The organism is Labrys sp. KB_33_2, assembly GCF_052114505.1.
In the GTDB taxonomy this organism is placed as follows: Bacteria; Pseudomonadota; Alphaproteobacteria; order Rhizobiales; family Labraceae; genus Labrys.
On sequence record NZ_JBFREW010000015.1, the window covers coordinates 79,355 to 97,638 of the forward strand.

The following is an 18,284-nucleotide window of genomic DNA, read 5'->3' on the forward strand; positions in this document are numbered from 1 at the left end:
AAAGGATCCAGACCGTTTCGATGACTGAGAGCGACAAGCAAAAGCCCGGCTTCTTTTCACGGCTGTTCGGGCGAGGCGCTGCGGCGCCCGAGACCGAAACCAGGCCCGAGCAGACATCCGAGCAGGTGCTGCCGGCGCCCGTCGAAGAGCCACGCTCTGCGGAACCCGCGTCGGAACCGTTGCTCGAAGCGCTGACCGAGCCTGTTCCGCTGGCTGCGGCCGAGCTGGTCGTTCCCTCCGAACCCGAGCCTTCCGTCTCGCCTCCTCCTCCAGCACCGGAGCCGGCTCCCGCGCCCCGCGCGAGCGAACCGGAGTCTGCTCCCGTTCCAGCTCCTGTTCCCGTCGAGAAAAAATCCTGGTGGCGCCGCCTGCGCGACGGCCTGTCGCGCTCGTCCAACGCCATCTCGCGCGGCATCACCGACATCGTGCTCAAGCGCAAGCTCGATGCCACCACGATCGAGGAACTGGAGGATGTGCTGATCCAGGCCGATCTCGGCGTCGACGTCTCCACCCGCATCGCCGCCGCGATCGGCAAGGGGCGCTTCGACCGCCAGATCTCGCCGGAGGAGGTTCACCAGGTGCTGGCCAGCGAGGTCGAGGCCATCCTCACGCCGGTGGCCAAGCCCTTGGAAATCGACCGCTCCCGCAAGCCTTTCGTGCTCTTGATGGTCGGCGTCAACGGCTCGGGCAAGACAACCACCATCGGCAAGCTCGCCGCCAAGTTCAGCGCCGACGGCCTCAAGGTGACGCTGGCGGCCGGCGACACCTTCCGCGCCGCCGCCATCGAGCAGCTCAAGGTCTGGGCCGAGCGCACCCGCTCGCCCATCGTGGCCCGCGCGCAGGGTGCCGATTCCGCCGGCCTGGCCTTCGATGCCCTCAAAACAGCCCAGGAAAACGGCTCGGACGTACTGCTGATCGATACCGCCGGGCGCCTGCAGAACAAGGCGCTGCTGATGGATGAGCTCGCCAAGGTGGTGCGCGTGATCAAGAAGATCGACGAGAGCGCCCCCCATGCCGTACTGCTGGTACTCGATGCCACCGTGGGCCAGAACGCCATCTCGCAGACCGAAATCTTCGGCAAGACCGCCGGCGTCACCGGCCTCGTGATGACCAAGCTCGACGGTACGGCACGCGGTGGCATCCTGGTGGCGCTATCAGCCAAATTCGGCCTGCCGGTGCATTATATCGGCGTCGGCGAAGGCATCGACGATCTCGAACCCTTCTCTGCCCGGGACTTCTCCCGCGCCATTGCCGGGATGGAGTGAGCCATGACCATCGAAGCCACTGCCAAGCCGCGCCAGAAGGTCAACCCTCTGCTCAAGCTCGTGCTGGAAATGGGGCCGCTCGGCCTGTTCTTCCTGGCCAATGTCAGGCCGGAACTGTTCAATCCGCTGGTTGAGCACTTCATGGGACCGGCCCTGTTCGAGGGCCCGAGCGGCAACATCTTCACCGCCACCGCTGTCTTTATCCCGGCGACGCTGATCGCGCTCGTCGCCGGCTTCGTCCTTACCCGGCACATCCCTGTGATGCCGCTGGTCTCGGGCATCTTCGTGCTGGTCTTCGGCGTGTTGACGCTTTGGCTGCAGGACAAGACCTTCATCAAACTCAAGCCGACCATCGTCAACACGCTGTTCGGCCTGATCCTGCTGGGGGGCCTCGCCTTCGGCAAGCCCTTGATCCGCATCGTCCTCCACACCGCTTTCGACCTCAAGCCCGAAGGCTGGCGCAAGCTGACCTTGAACTGGGGCCTGTTCTTCCTGTTCCTGGCGGTGCTCAACGAGATCGTCTGGCGCAACTTCTCGGATAATTTCTGGACCAATTTCAAGGTCTTCGGCACCATGCCGATCACCCTGATCTTCGCGGCCACCCAGGTGCCGATCCTGATGAAATACGAAGTGAAGCCGGACAGCCAGGACGCCAACGGCCAAGGCGGCAGCCCGTGACCGGGCCGTTCGCCTATACTGTGTTTCAGGGGCGGGCCGGCGATCACAACGATCTGGCCATGCCCGGAGCCCAGGCGATCGGCGAGGCGCTGGCGCGCCGGACGGGGATTGCGCCCTTCGTGGTCGGCAGGCTGGAACCTGCGCTGAACAAGGGCTGGCGCGAAGAATTGGATGCGGCCCTGCCGGCGCTCAGACAATTGCAGGCCCGCTTCGACGACGTGCTGGCAAGCGGAGCCGTCTCCATCGCCGCCACCAGCCGCTGCGCGGTCTCGCTGGCGACGCTGCCGGCGGTCGCCAGGTATCATCCCGATGCCTGTATCGTCTGGTTCGACGCCCATGGCGATCTCAACACGCCGGAGGCCTCGGCTTCGGGCTATCTCGGCGGCCTTGCCATTTCCGGTCCTGCAGGATTGTGGGATTCAGGCCTCGGGTCCGGCCTGAACCTCGATCGGCTCGTCCTCGTCGGCCAGCGCGATCTCGATCCCTTCGAGCAGGACTTGATCGACAGGCACGCCATCCCGCATGTCAAAGCGCGCGGCGACGTGGCAAGCGAACTGCGCAAGGCACTCGCCGGCCGTCCGGTCTATGTACATCTGGATTGCGACGTGTTGAATCCGGGCGTCGTTCCCACCGACTATGCCTGCGAAGACGGCCTGTCGCTCGCCGAACTCCAGGCCTGCTGCGAGGTGATCGCGGAACAGGCTTTCGTCGGCATCGAGATCGCCGAGTTCCAATATGCCTGGGAGCCGGGAGGGGAAGCCTTTTCCCCTGACCCGCTGCTCGATGCTCTGGCGCCGATCCTGGCGCGGTAAGCGCTTTCCGGCTTATCGGCTCACTTGAACCACTTGTCGTAGATCTTCTGGTAGGCCCCCGTCTCGATCGACTGGTGCAGCCACTGATCGACGAAGCCCTTGAGGCCGATGTCGCGCTGTACCCAATAGGCCTTCTCGGCGAAGTTGAACGGCTTGTCCGGATGCACGGCGCACAATACGCCCGGATGCAGCTTTTCCTGATAGAGGGTCTCGGAAGCATCGGTCATCATCAGATCGGCCCGGCCCGCCGCCACCTCGTCGAAGATCTTGGTGTTGTCGGGAAAGATCACGATCTTCGCCTGTTTCAGGCTGGCACGGGCGAATTTCTCGTTGGTGCCACCGGGATTGGCGACGACCGTCACCTCGGGCTTGTCGATACCCTGAAGCGTCTCGAACTTGCCCTTGTCGGCGCAGCGGGCGATCGGCGTCTTGCCCTCGCGCATATAGGGACTGGAGAACAAGCCCTTCTTCTGGCGATCGAAAGTCACCGAGACGCCGCCCATGGCGACGTCGAACTTGCCGGCCTCGAAATCCGCCGAAAGGTTGGACCAGGTCGTCGGCACGATCTCAAGCTTCACCCCGAGTGTCTCGGCAAGGCTCCTGGCCTGATCGATATCGAAGCCGGAGAACTCGCCGCTGGCGGGGTCCTTGTAGCTGAAGGGACGGTAGTCACCGGTGGACCCCACCCGGAGCACACCGGAAGCCAGCACGGCATCGAGCCCCAGGGCCGATGGTGCCTCCCGTGCGATAGCGGCGGGCGCCAGGCAAAGCAGGCCGAGACAGACGAGAAGCGGACGGAGCATGTGATTCCCCCAAAGCGGATTGTTGCACGCAGCATAAAGCCGCGAGGCAGGCATTCAACCCATCAGGATGATCCGCGCCCCTCCTCCGCCGCAGGGGCAGCGCCGCTATTCCGGCAGGAACAGGCGTGGCAGCTTGAGGCCAGGCAGGAAGGCACCGGCGCGGACCTTGCCGTCGGCGATGGTCAGGGGCACTTCGACCGCTGCCTTGCCATCGATATTGGTGGGCTTGCCCAGCACGGGCAGGCCGACGGTGAGGGTCGTCGCCACCATATCAGGCACCCGGCCCGATTGCTTGAGCGTCTGGGCGAGTTCCGGCACGCCGGCGAGGGCCACAGTCACGTCTCCGGAGGCAAAGCCGCTGGTTTCCAGGCCAACCGTGCCGGTCGCCCTGACGACGCTGGGGCCACGTTCGACCTGGGCCTGGGTGATGGTCAGCGTGCCACCGGCGGCGGCCCAGTCCCGCAGGCGCTCCGGCATCGGCATCGGCCTGAGGTCGATCTTGGTGATCACACCACGGAAAGTCCCTTTCATCGGGGAGGGAGCGCCGAGGAAGTCGTCGAGCGGAGCAATCGCCTTGGCGTCGACATCGGCGGCGAGATCATAAGCGCCCGGCGCGGCATTGGTGCCCTCCGCCAGGCGGATATGGACCTCGACATTGCCCTCCTCGACGAGATTGACGGCCTGATCGCCACGCTTGACGTTGCCGCTGAGGCCCTTGATCACCACCGCGGCATTCTGCGGCCCGGAGGTCCAGATCGCCATGCTGGCCTCTGCGCTCTTCCAGTCTGCGGTGAGGGTCGCGCCGGCATCGTTCTTGTCGACCAGCACCACCGGACCCTTGGCTTCGAGCAGCACCTTGTTGGGCTGATAGACCTGGGCTACCGCATTCACCTCGGTAAGCGTGGCGCTGAAGGGGCGCCCGGCCCGGACGCTCTCGACCGTCGCCTGGCCGCAATGCATTTCCAGGCGGAAGGGATAGCCACCGATCGTCTGCTCGCCGCATTTGATCTGGCGGCCGAGTTCTGCCTGCTTGGTCAGGAAGCGGCCCCACTCGGCTTCGAGCCTGGTGGATGCATACCACCAGAAGCCCGACCAGGCGATCGCGACCAAAGCGAACAGGAAGGTCGGCAGGAAGATGCGGCGGGAGGAACGGCGCGGCGCAGGATTGATCAGGTCAGTCGGCACGAAAGGGTCTCGCTATAGCGTTTTGTGATTTGACGGTGTCACCAAGAACCGCAAAGACGCGTTGAAACAAGGAGTTAGAGAAAATAGGCGTTCAATCGTGAACGCGTTTTGCTCTAGGGTTGGCCGTGTTGCGGGTCAACTCATCGGCCTCTTGAAACGGCGCGATTTTAGAGCAGGAATAGTGTGATTCGAGCCAGCCTCTCCTCTATCTCGGAGAATTGGGCCGAAGTCAGGGCAGCATAAGGACCGACGACGTGTCTTCATCCATTCAAGAACTGATCGAAACCAGCCTGAAGACAGCGCTGGTGCCAGAGCGTCTTATCGTGCTCGACGAATCGGCCGCTCATGCCGGCCATGCCGGTCATCGTGAGGGTGGCGAAAGTCATTTCCGGGTGCGGATTGTCTCGCCGCATTTCAGCGGGCGCAGCCGTGTCGATCGCCACCGCCTGGTCAACGAGGCCCTCAAACCGGCCTTTGCGCGAGGCGTTCATGCCCTGGCAATCGAAGCCAGCGCACCGGGCGAACCGGTGCGCTGGTAAGACCTGTCGTCGATCGTCAGTTGGAGGCGATCGAGCCGGTGAAGATATCCGGCATCGGCGTGAAGCTAGCGACGCGTAGCGGCTTCACCGCGGCGCCGGTAAACTTGTCGGCCCGCAGATCCTGATAGGCCGCCACACCGAAGCGCACCACCACCGTCTTGGACGGCGCCGCAATCAGCGAAGCCGTGGCACGGAGGTCAGGCTTGACCAATGTCGCCTGCTGCTTGTTGCGGGCGGCGGAGACCGGCGCCGACAGCGAAGCGAAGTTCTGCTTCTCGAAGCGCGTCGCGATCAGGGCCGGCCGCGGCGGGCGGGCTGTGTTGGTCACGGGCGCCGGATCGGCAAAGCCGAGTGCGCGCTGCGACTGGCGGTTGGCGCTACGCTTCATAAAGCCTTCGCTGCCCTGCGAAAGGTCGGCGAAGATCGGCGGCTTGGGGTCGAGCACCGGCCGCGTCACCGGCACCGGTGGCGGGGTATCCAGGGATGCGAGCTGCACGGGGGCCGCCTGGCTCTCCTCGGCCGCTGTGCCCGGACGCAGAGGCGGCAGTGGTACATTGGCAGCCATTTCGCCACCCGCCCCATTCGGCCCGGTCTGCCACATCATGCGCGGACCGGTATCGGCCGAGGCAAGCTGCGCTGCCGCGGCATCTGCCCCCTGAGCGGCATTGATGTCGCTGGGACGGCGTTCGGGCAGCGGCACGGGCGCCATGCGGCGCGGTGAAATCGCCAGTTCATCAGCCATCGCCATCTGCTGCATGGCCGGCAGTTGCGCTGCCGGAGCGGGCTGAGGTGGCACGGCCGGTATACGGGCGCTGGCACGCGTGGTCGGCGCATAGGCTTGCGCCATCTGGGTCGGCGGTGGCGCACTGTTGCTGCGAGAACCGAACAGGGCCGCGAAGAAACCGCCGCCGCTGCTGGATCCGCCGGCATCATCCTCGCCGACGCTGCCGCCGGCGGTACCGCCATTGCGGCGAATTTCGTTCATTGCCAGCTGATAGCCGGCCATCGGTCGGCCATCGGAAGGCACCAGCACCGTCTTGCCATCGGGGAAGACGGAAGCGAGTTCGCTGCGCGACATGCGCGGCCACATGCGCACGCCGCCCGAATCCATATGGACGAAGGGCGAACCGGAAGACGGATAGAAACCCACGCCGCCGCGCTGCAGGCGCAGACCGGCCACACGCAGCTTGGACAGGGACACGCCGGGGATGAAATAGTCGACGGCCTTGCCGAGCGTGTGCTGGCTGAACTTGGCAACGCCGCGCGAACGCCGGCGCAGCATGTTGTTGGTGCCGGGCGATCGGTAGCCGCCGATGACGTTGATGGGCTGGCTGGCACCGACCTGGCGATAGACCAGCCAGAGCGTGTCCATCGTTCGAGGATCCATGCGCGTAGGCTGGTTCAGGCGCCAGTCGCGAAAGAACCAGTCGAGCTGCTTCAGCGCAGCGGAATCATAGGAGCCGTTGCGCTTGAAGGTGATGTTGATGGTCTCGCCCGTATGCACATGGCGCATATAGAGCGAGCGGGTATCGCCATTGGCAATCGCGTCCTGCGTCGGCCCGACCAGAACCGTCGCCATCACGGTGGATGCGAGGGTAATGGCCAGAATGCGACCGGTACGCGAAACTTTGATCCGGGGCAAAAGGCTGATTGGATTCTGCACGATTAGCACTCTCGGCAAACAGGCGAGGGAACCAGCACGGAGCGTATTTCCACAAATGGGACGCTCAGCGCCAGGTCCGGATTGCCGGAGTCTTGCCGAGATTGGTTAAAGCACCGTTGATGCACCGTTCGACCCCTAATATCTAGCCGTTGAAACCGGCCTTGGGAGTGGCCTTTTGCTTGGGAAACGTGGCAAAAAGACGAACGCGGGCTGGCCTAAGCCAACCCTTACCAAACATGGTAAATCGTTGCATAACAGATTTCAGCCGGGAAGGCCAAGCGCCGAAATCACCTTCCGGTCATATCCGTAGATGTCATTGAGGCGCTGCAATTCACCATCACCGTCCACATAAGCGGTGAAATAAGCGATGTGGACCGGAATTTTCCTCTCCAAATCAATGCGCTGTTCGTCTCCGCCCTGCAGACCGCGGACGCGGTCCTCGGTCCAACCATTGCCCATTACCAGCTCGGCAAATTTATAGGGGTTATCCACACGCACGCAGCCATGGCTGAAGGCCCGTTCGTCGCGCGAGAACAGGGTGCGCTGCGGCGTGTCGTGCAGATAGACCGAGAAATTGTTCGGGAACATGAACTTGATGAAGCCGAGCGCGTTGCGCTCGCCCGGCGGCTGGCGCACCTGCATCTGACCGCCGACATAGCTCACCTCATAGCCACGGCGCTCGAGATAGCCGGGGTCCTGGGCGAGCTTGGGCATATATTCCTTCTTGATGATCGACTGCGGCACGTTCCAGGACGGATTGACCACCACGAAGCTCATCGTGTCCGAGAAGACCGGCGTCGGCGTATTGGCCTTGCCAACCACCACCCGCGCCTCGTAGCTCAGCACGCCGTCCTTGGTGAACCACACCTTGTATTCGGGAACGTTCACGAAGACGTTGGTCAGGCCCATGTCGTGAGGAAGCCAGCGCCAGCGCTCCATATTGGCGATGATCTCGCTTTCCGCATTGGTGCGCGGCTGGCGCAGCGCCGCGTTGAGGGCGACCACAGTGGCTGGCCCCAGCGTACCGCTGGCCTTGAGATTGCGGGCAGCCTGGAACTCGCGCACCGCCGCCTGCAGCGCGTCGTCATAGACGTCGCTGTCGGCATCGCTGGCCGTCAGGCCAAGGCGCGTACGCAGCACCGCCACGCGCGTGTCGGTCATGCCCACCTTGAGCGTAGGACCGGCGGGCACCATCGGCAGGACGGCTTCGGCAGCAGCGGCACTGGCGGCCCTGACATCGGCCAGCTTCTGCTTCAGCGCCAGATATTGCGGCGAGACCGGGTTGTACCCTTCGAGCACTGTAACCGGATCAGAGGCGATCGCCACCGAGGCGAGCGCCGCAACCGGGTCGGGCATGTTGGGGGCCTTGGCGATGTCGCGGCTGATCTGCCTGGTGTCGACCCGGCCCGAGGAGGCCTGGCGGACATAAGTGAGGATGGCCGCGCTCAGCGCGATCTCACCATCGGCCTGGGCATCGGCGCTCGCGCCGCTCAGGCTGTCGAGCCCGGAAACCCGGAAGGCCGCGGCGTCGAGACCGTCCTCGCTGGCGCGGTTCATGCGATCGACCAGCGCCTTGGCGGTGGGGGTGAGCACTCCATTGTCGATCCAGAGCGGCACAGCGCCGCGCAGAGCATAGAAATCGCTGATGGCCTGCGCATCGGCGCCGCGCTTGGCGGCGTAATCGGCCAGCCTGGCGGAAAGGTTGAGGGTAATCGCGGCAGGTGCGGCAGATGGCGCGGGGGCGGGCGCACTGGCCTCCGCCGGCGGCACGGGCTCGGCCTTCGGTTCGACCTTAGGCTTGGCCTGTGTCTCGGCCGGCACGGCAGCCGGGATTTCCGGCGTCGGAGCAGTTGCGGGCGCAGGCTGTCCGGCCGGTGAGGCTGTGGCCACGGACTGGGAGTCCCCCGGCGCGGCCGGGGCCGCCTCTTCCTTGGAAGGTGTTGCCGAGATCGAGGACGGCGTATCGGGAGCCACTGCCGTCTCGGCCGGTTTAGGTGCCATTTCGACAGGGGCCGGCACCGGCACCGGGCCGACCGGCGCGGGTGCAAGGGTCGCAGTGGAGGCCGGCGCACTCTCCGGCTTGACATGCTGCACGCTCATCCGCTCTTGCGGCGAAGCGGCGGCAGGCGCGGTCTGCGGCGTCGCCGGTGCGAAGGCGCTCTGCTTTTCACCGGCGCTCAGGCCGGGAACCACGGGCGTTTCGGCGGCGGACACAGGGCTATTAGGCGTATGGCTGTCTTGGGCATAGGCCGGGAGCAAAAGGGCGCTCAAGCTCAAAGCCAGAGCAACCGAACTCAACAAATTAGCGCGGTAACTCATAAGATTCCTCAATCCCGGCGCGAATTATCCGAACGCCGCCTACAATAATGTGGATAGTGCCGAGTACCATGCCAGATTCAAGACAAATTCTGGTGTGCGAACAATCACGCGGCCTGGTGGGACTCGTTCAATTCACCGGCTCTCACGCCGATCGTGGCTTCGTCAAGCCCTAGTTCCTTGAGCTTGCGATAAAGCGTGGATCGCCCGATGCCGAGCTTGCGCGCGACCTCGGTCATCTGTCCGCGATGATGGCGGATGGCGAATTTCAGCATGTCCGTTTCCAGCGATTCCAGCGTGCGAACATCTCCCCGTGCATCGAGCATGGTCATGGTGTGGGGTTCGCGCACCGTGATGATCTCGCGCAACGGCGACCCGGTGATCATGGCCGGCCCGATATGAACCGGCTTGGGCGGCAGCAGCGGTGCAGAGGGGATGCGCACATCGAAGCCATCCACGCGGGCGGCGATCTGAGGCAGATCGGGCACGCCGATCTCGTCGCCCTCGGCGAGGATCACGGCGCGATACATCGCGTTTTCGAGCTGGCGCACATTGCCGGGCCAGTCATAGGCGGTGAGCAGCGCCACGGCCTCGGCGCTGATGCTGCGTACGGCCCTGCCCTCCTCGGCCCCGAAGCGGGCGAGAAAATGCCAGGCGAGATCGGCAACGTCCTCGCGCCTTACCCGCAGCGCCGGCAGCATGATCGGGAAGACATGGAGGCGGTAATAGAGATCTTCGCGGAACAGCCCCGCCTTGACCAGGTCGATCAGGTTGCGGCTGGTCGAGGAGATCAGCCGGAAATCCGTGCGCACCGCCCGCCGGGCCCCAAGCGGCTCGATCTCGCCGCTGCGCAGCGCGTCGAGCAGCTTGACCTGCAAAGCGGGCGACAATTCGCCGACATTGTCGAGGAAGAGTGTGCCGCCATGGGCCTCCGCCAGCTTGCCGGCCTGCTTGTCGACAGCACCGGCTGCGTTCTTGTCCTGGCCGAACAGGATGCGCTCGGCCTCCTCCTCCGGCAGGGTACCGCAATTGACGGCCACGAAAGGCCGGCCGCGGCGCTCGCCGCCGCCATGGATCGCTTGGGCCACCATCTGCTTGCCGGTGCCGGCCTCGCCCTCGATCAGCACGGGAATGGTCGAGCCGGCCGCCTTTTCGGCAAGGCGCACCACCCGCTCCATCTCCGGGCCGCGCGCGACCAGATCCTTCAGGCCGAGCTGGCCCATGGCGCGCTTGGCGAGCACGCGCACTTCGCGTTCCAAGGCACGATGCTTGAGGGCATTGCGGATCGAGGCCTGCAGGCGCTCGGCGCCGACAGGCTTGACCACGAAATCGGCCGCACCCGCCTTCATCGCCGAGATCACGGCATCGATGGAGCCGTGGGCCGTCTGCACGATCACCGGAACCTGCAGGTCGCGGGCGCGCATGCGTCCGAGCACACCCATGCCGTCGAGATCGGGCATCACCAGATCCAGCACGAGGAGATCGATCTTGCCGCCTTCGAGTTCGCGCAACGCCGCTTCGCCGCTGTCGACAAGGCGGGCGTGATAGCCAAAACGCCTCACCATGGCCTCCAGAAGCCGGCATTGCACCGGATCATCGTCGGCGATCAGAACAGTCGAGCCCATCAATCCCCCGTCCCATTTCATTCGGTGCAGCGATCGGATGCCGATCCCTGCCGAAGCCCCGGCACCACCGCGTCAGCGCAAGGTAGCCAGTGGCCAGGCCTCGCAATTTCACCCGGGCGAAGCGCCCTGTGTGCCGTTTCGGATCATCTAGGAGCAGAAGCGTGAAGGACTGCTTAACGACGTTGGATGAAAGTTACATTCCACTGAGACGGTTGAAACCGCGGCCGCGAACGGCGATATGTGGGACCATCACGGGGCCGCGTCGCCGGCCCGGCAATGGCGTTTGGCGACTTGGCGGCAACGACAGGAATCGCAAGGACGCGTCGAACCAAAGAGCCGGGGCACGCAAGCGTTCAGGCCTGAACGCGCCTTGCCCCAGGCAGTGTTTCCCGACGAGGCCCATGGATGGACCTCGTCGGGAAACACTGCAAATATTTGATATCTTGCGGTCTCAAGGAGTTTTCATGGCCGGCAAATCTTTTTCCGCATCCTCCGGTTCCGCCTCGTCGGAGACCGCCAGGGCCGATTCGCAGGAGACCAAGGCCGACCGGAAGGGCAGCGAGCTCGGCCGGTTGCCGGAATGGAATCTCGCCGATCTCTATCCGGGCATCGATTCGCCGGAAATCACCGCCGATCTCGACAAGGGCCTCGCCGACTGCCTGGCCTTCGAAGAGGGCAACAAGGGCAGGCTCGCCGAGATCCTGGCCGGCAAGGACGGCGCCATCAACCTCTCCGCCATCATCAAGACCTATGAGGGCATCGAGGACAGGCTCGGACGCATCGCCTCCTTCGCCGGCCTCGTCTACGCCGGCGACACCACAGACCCCGCCCGCGCCAAATTCTATGGCGACGTGCAGGACAAGCTGACCACGGCCTCCTCCCACCTGCTGTTCTTCACGCTGGAGCTCAACCGCATCGACGACGGTGCCTTGGCCGAGGCGGTCAAGGACGAGGCGCTCGCCCATTGGAAGCCCTGGCTGGACGATATCCGCATCGAGAAGCCCTATCAGCTCGAGGATCGCGTCGAGCAATTGTTCCACGACAAGTCGGTGACCGGTCGCGGGGCCTGGAACCGCCTGTTCGACGAAACGATCTCGGGCTTGCGCTTCAGGGTTGAGGACAGCCAAGAGCTGACGCTGGAGCCGACCCTGAACCTGCTCCAGGACCCCTCCCCCGCCAAGCGCGAGAAGGCGGCTCACGCCCTAGCCCGCACCTTCAAGGACAATCTCAGGCTGTTCACCCTGATCACCAACACCCTGGCCAAGGACAAGGAGATCTCGGACCGCTGGCGTGGCTTCGAGGATGTCGCCGATTCGCGCCATCTGTCGAACCGGGTCGAGCGCGAAGTGGTCGATGCCCTGGTCTCGGCGGTGCAGGAAGCCTATCCGCGCCTGTCGCATCGCTATTACCGCCTCAAGGCCAAATGGTTCGGGCTCGACCAGCTCAACCACTGGGACCGCAACGCGCCGCTGCCCAAGGTCGAGAGCACCCCGATCAAGTGGGAGGACGCGCGCGGCACCGTGCTCGAGGCCTATGCCGGTTTCTCGCCGCGTATGGCCGGCATCGCCCAGCGCTTCTTCGACGAATACTGGATCGACGCACCCGTCCGCCCCGGCAAGGCACCCGGCGCCTTCGCCCACCCGACCGTGCCCTCCGCCCATCCCTATGTACTGCTCAACTATCAGGGCAAGACGCGCGACGTGATGACGCTCGCCCATGAATTGGGCCATGGCGTCCATCAGGTGCTGGCGGGCCATAACGGCGCGCTGATGGCGCCGACGCCGCTGACTCTGGCCGAAACAGCCTCGGTGTTCGGCGAGATGCTGACCTTCCGCGCCTTGCTGGCCCAGGCCGCCACGCCCGCGCAGAAGAAGGCCATGCTCGCCGCCAAGGTGGAGGACATGATCAACACGGTGGTGCGCCAGATCGCCTTCTATTCCTTCGAGCGCAAGGTGCATGTCGAGCGCCGCCAGGGCGAGTTGACCGCCGACCGCCTCGGCGAGATCTGGCTGTCGGTTCAAGAGGAAAGTCTCGGATCCGCCATCAAGATCGGGCCGGGCTACGAGACCTTCTGGACCTACATCCCCCACTTCATTCATTCACCCTTCTACGTCTACGCCTACGCCTTCGGCGATTGCCTGGTGAACTCGCTCTACGCCGTCTACGAGAAGGCCCATGAGGGCTTTGCCGAACGCTATCTCGCCATGCTGGCGGCCGGCGGCACCAAGCACCATTCCGAACTGCTTGCCCCCTTCGGCCTCGATGCCCGCGATCCCGCCTTCTGGCAGATCGGGCTCAATCTGATCGAGAGCATGATCGTGGAGCTTGAAGGGATGGAATGAGGTTTTCGGCTGAGGCATGCCATTGGCATGCCTCAGCCGGCAGCAATAGCCTCCAGTTCCACCAGCCAGCCCGGCTCTAGCGTGCCGACCACGATCGCCGTGGTGGGGATGCGGCGGGCGCCCAGGGCTTTGAGCCGCGCCGCCTGATTGGCCTCGGCAAAGGCTGTGTCGGTGAGATAGCTGGTGACGCGCACGAGATTGTCGACCGTCATGCCGGCTTCGGCGAGGATGCACCGAATGTTGGACCACAGCCATTCGAGCTGTTCCTCCAGGCTGCCGGGCACCCGGCCATCTGGATCGAGGCCCATGGTTCCGCTGAAGAAAAGCAGACGCTGCATTCCCACCACTTCCATGGCGTGAACATAGTCAGGCGTTGCCTCATAGATGCCGTTACTGGGGTTTCGTACGATCATTTGCATGGTTTTTCTCCCTCGGCGAGCGCATGTTGAACAGAACGATCTTCGAGGAAAAGAGCTTTTTGCCGAATGAAATCAAAAACGAAGGATCTTCAGCCGAATGAACGGGCGGACCGTTCTCTCGATGATTTCGACCGAAAGATCTTAGGCGCCTTGAGCGTCGACGCGCGCCAGACCTATGCCGAGATCGGCCAGAGCGCCGGGCTTTCCGCACCGGCCGTGCACGAACGCGTCAAGCGCTTGCGCGAAGCCGGCGTGCTCAAGGGCTCGACGGCCGTGCTCGACGCCCAGGCCATCGGCAAGCCCTTCCTCGCCTTCGTGCATGTCGACACCGAAGGCTGGGGCAAGAGCGAGCGCATGATGACGCTGCGCCGCTTTCCCGAGGTGGAGGAAATGCATTCGGTGGCGGGCGATACCGGCGTGATCATGAAGGTGCGCACCCGAAACGCCCGGGCGATGGAGCATTTCCTCTCCCAGCTTTATGTCCTGCCTGGCGTCAGGGGGACCAAGAGCTATGTGGTGCTCTCCACCTATCTGGAACGAGCGATCCAGCCTCTGGCCACCGAGAATTGGCCCGAGATCCCGCTTCCGCCGGCCTAGGTCCGATCTCCGACGCTCCTGGGCAACGTCCGCCTGCCCGCAATGCCCGCGCAATCCGCCCTCCCTAGGTTGCGCCCGCATTCGGGAGCCGTTCGATGATCCGCAGGAAACAATGGACCGCAAGGGCAGCCGGTTACGGGCTGCATGCCTATATCAGCGGCGTGATGCGCACCACGCGCTTCGCCCCTCTGCCAAGCGAGCAGCGGCCCTGGGAGCGGACCGATGGTTCCTTCATCGCCCTGACCTGGCATGGCCAGCAGATGCTGAGCATCGCGGCCCTGCGAGGTGCGCCGCGCACCAGCGTGCTGGTCTCGCTGCATTTCGACGGTACGGTGATCGCCACGGCGCTGGCGCGCGCCGGCTATGGCACCATTCGCGGCTCCGGCACCCAGACCCGCGCCAAGATTCGGGGCAAATGTGGCATCCCGGCCTTCCTGGCGATGCGCCAGGCGCTGGAAACAGGCACCAACGTACTGATGACGGCCGACGTGCCCAAGGTCGCGCGGGTGGCCGGCAAGGGCGCGGTGCAGCTGGCCCGGGCCACCGGGCGGCCGATCTTCCTCTTCGCGGCGGTGACCAGTGCGCGGATCGACCTCGACAATTGGGATAAGGCCAGCGTGGTGCTGCCTTTCGGGCGCGGCTGCGTGCTGTGGTCGGAAGCCCTCGTCGTCCCCGGTGATGCTGATGCTGAGGAAATCGGTGCGATCAGCCATCGCATCACCGCAGGGCTCGACAGCTTGCACGCAGAGGCGCATCGGCGACTGCGTTCAGGGACCTGACCGCTCCCCTTTCGCGTTTTGGCTGGATATTGACGCGCTTTGGCGCGGCTGTGCGTTCCGAGGAGGCAGGGGACGAAGATAAGAGGCGTGGAATCTGGGCGGAAGTACCGTTCCTCGCATGGCCGAACGGCGGACGCGGGCATGGCAATTCTTCTCGGTCTGGCGGCTGCCCTATGTTGGGGTGGCACAGATTTTCTCGGCGGCGCGGCTGCACGCACGCTCGGGGTGCGCCGATCCCTATTCTTCAGCCAGGCTATCGGCTTTGCCGGCCTGTCGCCGCTGGTTCTGTTCCTGCCCACCATCCGCGGCCAGATGGCGTCGGCGCCACCACCTATGGCGCGATCACCACCTTGCTGTCGCTGGCGACCGGTGAGGTGCTGCGCGGCGAAAGGCTGTCGCCGCTGCAATGGTTCGGCATCGCTGCCGCCCTCTTCGACGTCGTCCTGCTCAGGATCGAGGGCTAGCCGGCGTCCCCGGTACCGCCGTCTCATTCCGGCGCAGGGGCGACCAGCCGAGCGTCATGCCCGCGGCCGCGACCAGGATGGCGCCGGCACCAACCATTTGCAGCCAGTCCAGGCGATGGCCGAAGGCGACGAAGTCGACCAGGATCGCCACCACGGGATAGATGAAGGAGAGCGCGCCGGTGAGGCTGGTCGGTAATTTCTGGATGGCACCATAGAGCAGGATATACATCAGCCCGGTATGGACGACACCGAGCGTGCCCAAAATCGCCCAGGTCTGCTCCCCCGTGGGCGGATGGGCCAGGCTGGCGAGCGGAGCCAGCATCAGGGTGCCGACGATCACCTGGATGAGGGCTATCAGATGCGGCGGCACCCCCTTGAGTTTCTTGGCGACCAGGGCCGCGATCGCATAGAAGAAGGCGGCGCCGAGCGCCAGGCCGATGCCGACCAGGTAACCGGTCCCGGCGGCCCCGCTTTTGGCCTGCACGATGCCGAGCATGCCGGCAAAGGCGAGGCCGAGCCAGAACAGCTTGGACGCCGTCAGCTTCTCGGAGAAGAACAGCACGCCGAACCCCACCAGCATGAAAGGCTGGGTGTTGTAGACGGCGGTGGCAATCGAGATCGAGGCGCGCGGATAGGCGGCGAACAGCATCAGCCAATTCGCCACGATGGCGACGCCGCCGATCACGGCGAGCCCGATCTGCCGCACTGTGATGACATCGCCCCTGTAGAGGCCAAGCCCCAGGCAGATCAAGGCGAGCGTGCCTGCCCCGAACAGGCAGCGCCAGAACACTACGTCGATGACGGGCTGGCCCGACAGGATGACGAACCAACCGATCGTCCCCGATATGATCATGGCCGCCGTCATTTCGGCCGTTCCGCGGAGCTTGTCCATGGCATCTACCTCTCAATGGAGGCTCAATTCTATTCGGGCTCTTTGCGAATTTATATGGATCGGATAAGGTTGAATATGGCATCCTCCTAAATTACGAAGGACAAATAACGGATCGACATCATGCTTGATGAAGTGGACAAACGCATCGTCGACATACTGGTCGAGAATGCCCGTATCTCGCTGAAGGAATTGGCGGGCCGGGTGAACCTGTCCTCTCCCAGCACCTCCGAGCGTCTCAAGCGCCTGGAGGAGCGCGGCGTAATCCGGGCCTTTACCGTGGACGTCGATCCGCACGCCCTCGGCTATACACTACAGGCGATCGTGCGCATCCGCCCCCTGCCCGGCCAGTTGCAGCGGGTGCAGGGCCTGATCGAGGAGATCCCGGAATTCTCCGAATGCGACAAGGTCACCGGCGACGACTGCTTCGTCGCTCGGCTGCATCTGCGCTCGATCGAGCAGCTCGACGAGATCCTCGACCGCCTGATCGACAAGGCCGAGACCAACACCGCCATCGTCAAGGCGCAACCGGTGAAGCGGCGCCTGCCGCCGCTGTGAAGGACTGCCTCATAGCGGCGAAATCACCGCAAGAACAGCAGCGTGCCGGTCGCCACCAGCAGCAGCCAGGCGACGCCGTCCCATTCCGTCAGCGAGGAGGATGGCGCTCGGCGGCGCGCGCCAAGAGCCGCCATCACCTGCAACAGCGCGAGGAAGGTGAGCAGAACGGCAAAGGTCGGCGCAAAGGCCTTCGAGCCGGAAGCCGCCAGCAAAGCCGCGAACAGGACTTCGGCGGCAAAGACGTGAATGGTTACTCTGGATACGAGGTCCAGTTTTCTCGAGACTGAATTCGACATGATAGGAGCAGTTCTGAAAATACCTTGTTCTCGCGCCGGCACGCAAAGCATTCGGCCGCGCGAAGGAAGAAACGGTGTCATCTTGCCCCGCGACGATTGTCCGACGAGGCTGACATCCAAGGCATTTTACGAAATATAGAGTATATTTCACAAATAAATATTGTGTATTGTTTTGAGTGCGACACGTAAACAAGGTATAAGGATGCAGACCTTGCTTCACGCGGGCGGCGCAATTCCTGGGGCCACAGGCGTCTCGCCCATAGGCACCAACTCAACGGTGGAGCGAGGAGGCGGGTGGTGTTGCACCTCTCGCCTTAAGTTACACCTATGGGCGTGACGCCCGCAATCCCAAAGGCTCAATCGCAGCGAAGCAAGGACGGCGGCGTGCCGATCTCGGAAACCACCGGCTCGAAGCGGCGGGTTTTTGGGTCGCGTACCAGGAGATGGCCGGAAGCGATGCCGAAATAAGCGCCGTGGAGCTGTAATTCCCCGGCATCCACGCGCCGGCGCACGCTGCCGAAGGTCGTCAGATTGGCAAGGCTCTGCTCCACTGCGGCAAGGCCAAGCCGAGTGATATAATCCTCGGACGGCGTCTCGCCAGGGTCCTCCAGCGTATCCACCGCCGGGGCGATGATCGACATCCATTTGCCGATGAAATCCCCCGAAGAAAGCGGCGCGCGCTTTTCGGCAAAGGAACGGATGCCGCCGCAACTGGCGTGGCCCATGATGACGATGTGCTTGACCTTGAGCGCCTCGACCGCAAATTCCAGCGCGGCGCTGGTGCCATGGAACTGGCCGCCCGCCTCATAAGGCGGCACGATATTGGCGACGTTGCGCACCACGAAGAGTTCGCCCGGCCCCGCATCGAAGATCACCTCCGGCGAGACACGCGAGTCGCAGCAGCCGATCACCAGGACTTCCGGGCTCTGCCCTGTGGCCGCCAGCGTCTCATAGCGTTGGCGTTCCCGGGAAAAGCGGTCGCCGAGGAAGGACTTGTAGCCGGCTATGAGACTGTCGGGGAACATGGAATCTCCTCGGAACGCGGACATCTCAG

At 64.1% G+C, this 18,284-nt stretch carries 17 protein-coding genes; 8 read left to right on the top strand and 9 right to left on the bottom strand.

Features of this window, described 5'->3' with window-relative positions; genetic code table 11:
• Positions 1 to 20 precede the first annotated feature (20 nt).
• The 3 genes from ftsY to AB4037_RS24970 are packed head-to-tail and all read left to right on the top strand — an operon-like array spanning position 21 to position 2,755.
• Positions 21 to 1,265 (top strand): signal recognition particle-docking protein FtsY, encoded by a 1,245-nt coding sequence (gene ftsY, locus AB4037_RS24960; protein ID WP_441773333.1) that lies wholly within the window; start codon positions 21 to 23, stop codon positions 1,263 to 1,265.
• Between the two features lie 3 nt (positions 1,266 to 1,268).
• Complete coding sequence (locus AB4037_RS24965) at positions 1,269 to 1,943, top strand: septation protein A (protein WP_441773334.1); 675 nt, start codon at positions 1,269 to 1,271, stop codon at positions 1,941 to 1,943.
• Positions 1,940 to 2,755, top strand: a complete 816-nt coding sequence (locus AB4037_RS24970) for an arginase family protein (RefSeq protein ID WP_441773335.1) — start codon at positions 1,940 to 1,942, stop codon at positions 2,753 to 2,755. Before AB4037_RS24965 ends, AB4037_RS24970 begins: the two co-directional genes overlap by 4 nt.
• 20 nt (positions 2,756 to 2,775) lie before the next feature.
• Here the strand turns inward: AB4037_RS24970 and AB4037_RS24975 are convergent, their stop codons facing one another.
• Together AB4037_RS24975 and AB4037_RS24980 are read right to left on the bottom strand one after the other, a co-directional pair.
• Positions 2,776 to 3,558, bottom strand: a complete 783-nt coding sequence (locus tag AB4037_RS24975; RefSeq protein WP_434959494.1) for a transporter substrate-binding domain-containing protein — start codon at positions 3,556 to 3,558, stop codon at positions 2,776 to 2,778.
• Between the two features lie 105 nt (positions 3,559 to 3,663).
• The gene (locus AB4037_RS24980; RefSeq protein ID WP_441773336.1) at positions 3,664 to 4,743 is read right to left on the bottom strand and encodes a DUF2125 domain-containing protein; all 1,080 of its coding nucleotides are present in this window, start codon (positions 4,741 to 4,743) and stop codon (positions 3,664 to 3,666) included.
• Between the two features lie 254 nt (positions 4,744 to 4,997).
• On the opposite strand from AB4037_RS24980, the gene AB4037_RS24985 reads away from it, so the two are divergent.
• Positions 4,998 to 5,282, top strand: coding sequence for a BolA family protein (locus AB4037_RS24985; RefSeq protein ID WP_434959492.1), 285 nt, complete (start codon positions 4,998 to 5,000; stop codon positions 5,280 to 5,282).
• 16 nt (positions 5,283 to 5,298) lie between these two features.
• Here AB4037_RS24985 and AB4037_RS24990 read toward each other — a convergent pair whose 3' ends face one another.
• From AB4037_RS24990 to AB4037_RS25000, 3 genes are all read right to left on the bottom strand, one after another.
• Complete coding sequence (locus AB4037_RS24990) at positions 5,299 to 6,945, bottom strand: DUF882 domain-containing protein (RefSeq protein WP_434959491.1); 1,647 nt, start codon at positions 6,943 to 6,945, stop codon at positions 5,299 to 5,301.
• Positions 6,946 to 7,206: 261 nt separating this feature from the next.
• On the bottom strand, positions 7,207 to 9,159 hold the full coding sequence (locus AB4037_RS24995; RefSeq protein ID WP_441773337.1) for a L,D-transpeptidase family protein: 1,953 nt from the start codon (positions 9,157 to 9,159) through the stop codon (positions 7,207 to 7,209).
• A gap of 209 nt (positions 9,160 to 9,368) precedes the next feature.
• Complete coding sequence (locus AB4037_RS25000; protein ID WP_441773338.1) at positions 9,369 to 10,886, bottom strand: sigma-54-dependent transcriptional regulator; 1,518 nt, start codon at positions 10,884 to 10,886, stop codon at positions 9,369 to 9,371.
• Between the two features lie 464 nt (positions 10,887 to 11,350).
• Here AB4037_RS25000 and AB4037_RS25005 point away from each other — a divergent pair, with 464 nt between their 5' ends.
• Positions 11,351 to 13,228: a M3 family oligoendopeptidase gene (locus AB4037_RS25005; RefSeq protein WP_434959488.1), complete on the top strand. Its 1,878-nt coding sequence runs from the start codon at positions 11,351 to 11,353 to the stop codon at positions 13,226 to 13,228.
• A gap of 32 nt (positions 13,229 to 13,260) precedes the next feature.
• On the opposite strand, the gene AB4037_RS25010 is transcribed toward AB4037_RS25005, so the two are convergent.
• Entirely contained in the window at positions 13,261 to 13,647 is a 387-nt protein-coding gene (locus AB4037_RS25010) for a RidA family protein (RefSeq protein WP_441773339.1), read from the bottom strand.
• A gap of 66 nt (positions 13,648 to 13,713) precedes the next feature.
• Here AB4037_RS25010 and AB4037_RS25015 point away from each other — a divergent pair, with 66 nt between their 5' ends.
• Positions 13,714 to 14,244, top strand: a complete 531-nt coding sequence (locus tag AB4037_RS25015) for an Lrp/AsnC family transcriptional regulator (RefSeq protein WP_434959486.1) — start codon at positions 13,714 to 13,716, stop codon at positions 14,242 to 14,244.
• A gap of 95 nt (positions 14,245 to 14,339) precedes the next feature.
• The gene (locus AB4037_RS25020; protein ID WP_441773340.1) at positions 14,340 to 15,023 is read left to right on the top strand and encodes a lysophospholipid acyltransferase family protein; all 684 of its coding nucleotides are present in this window, start codon (positions 14,340 to 14,342) and stop codon (positions 15,021 to 15,023) included.
• Positions 15,024 to 15,470: 447 nt separating this feature from the next.
• Here AB4037_RS25020 and AB4037_RS25025 read toward each other — a convergent pair whose 3' ends face one another.
• The gene (locus AB4037_RS25025; RefSeq protein ID WP_441773341.1) at positions 15,471 to 16,379 is read right to left on the bottom strand and encodes a DMT family transporter; all 909 of its coding nucleotides are present in this window, start codon (positions 16,377 to 16,379) and stop codon (positions 15,471 to 15,473) included.
• 120 nt (positions 16,380 to 16,499) lie between these two features.
• Between AB4037_RS25025 and AB4037_RS25030 the strand changes: the two genes are divergently transcribed.
• Positions 16,500 to 16,934, top strand: coding sequence for an Lrp/AsnC family transcriptional regulator (locus AB4037_RS25030; protein ID WP_434959482.1), 435 nt, complete (start codon positions 16,500 to 16,502; stop codon positions 16,932 to 16,934).
• A gap of 23 nt (positions 16,935 to 16,957) precedes the next feature.
• Here the strand turns inward: AB4037_RS25030 and AB4037_RS25035 are convergent, their stop codons facing one another.
• Together AB4037_RS25035 and AB4037_RS25040 are read right to left on the bottom strand one after the other, a co-directional pair.
• On the bottom strand, positions 16,958 to 17,230 hold the full coding sequence (locus AB4037_RS25035; RefSeq protein WP_434959481.1) for a hypothetical protein: 273 nt from the start codon (positions 17,228 to 17,230) through the stop codon (positions 16,958 to 16,960).
• Positions 17,231 to 17,586: 356 nt separating this feature from the next.
• The gene (locus AB4037_RS25040) at positions 17,587 to 18,255 is read right to left on the bottom strand and encodes a carbonic anhydrase (RefSeq protein ID WP_434959480.1); all 669 of its coding nucleotides are present in this window, start codon (positions 18,253 to 18,255) and stop codon (positions 17,587 to 17,589) included.
• Positions 18,256 to 18,284: the final 29 nt, after the last annotated feature.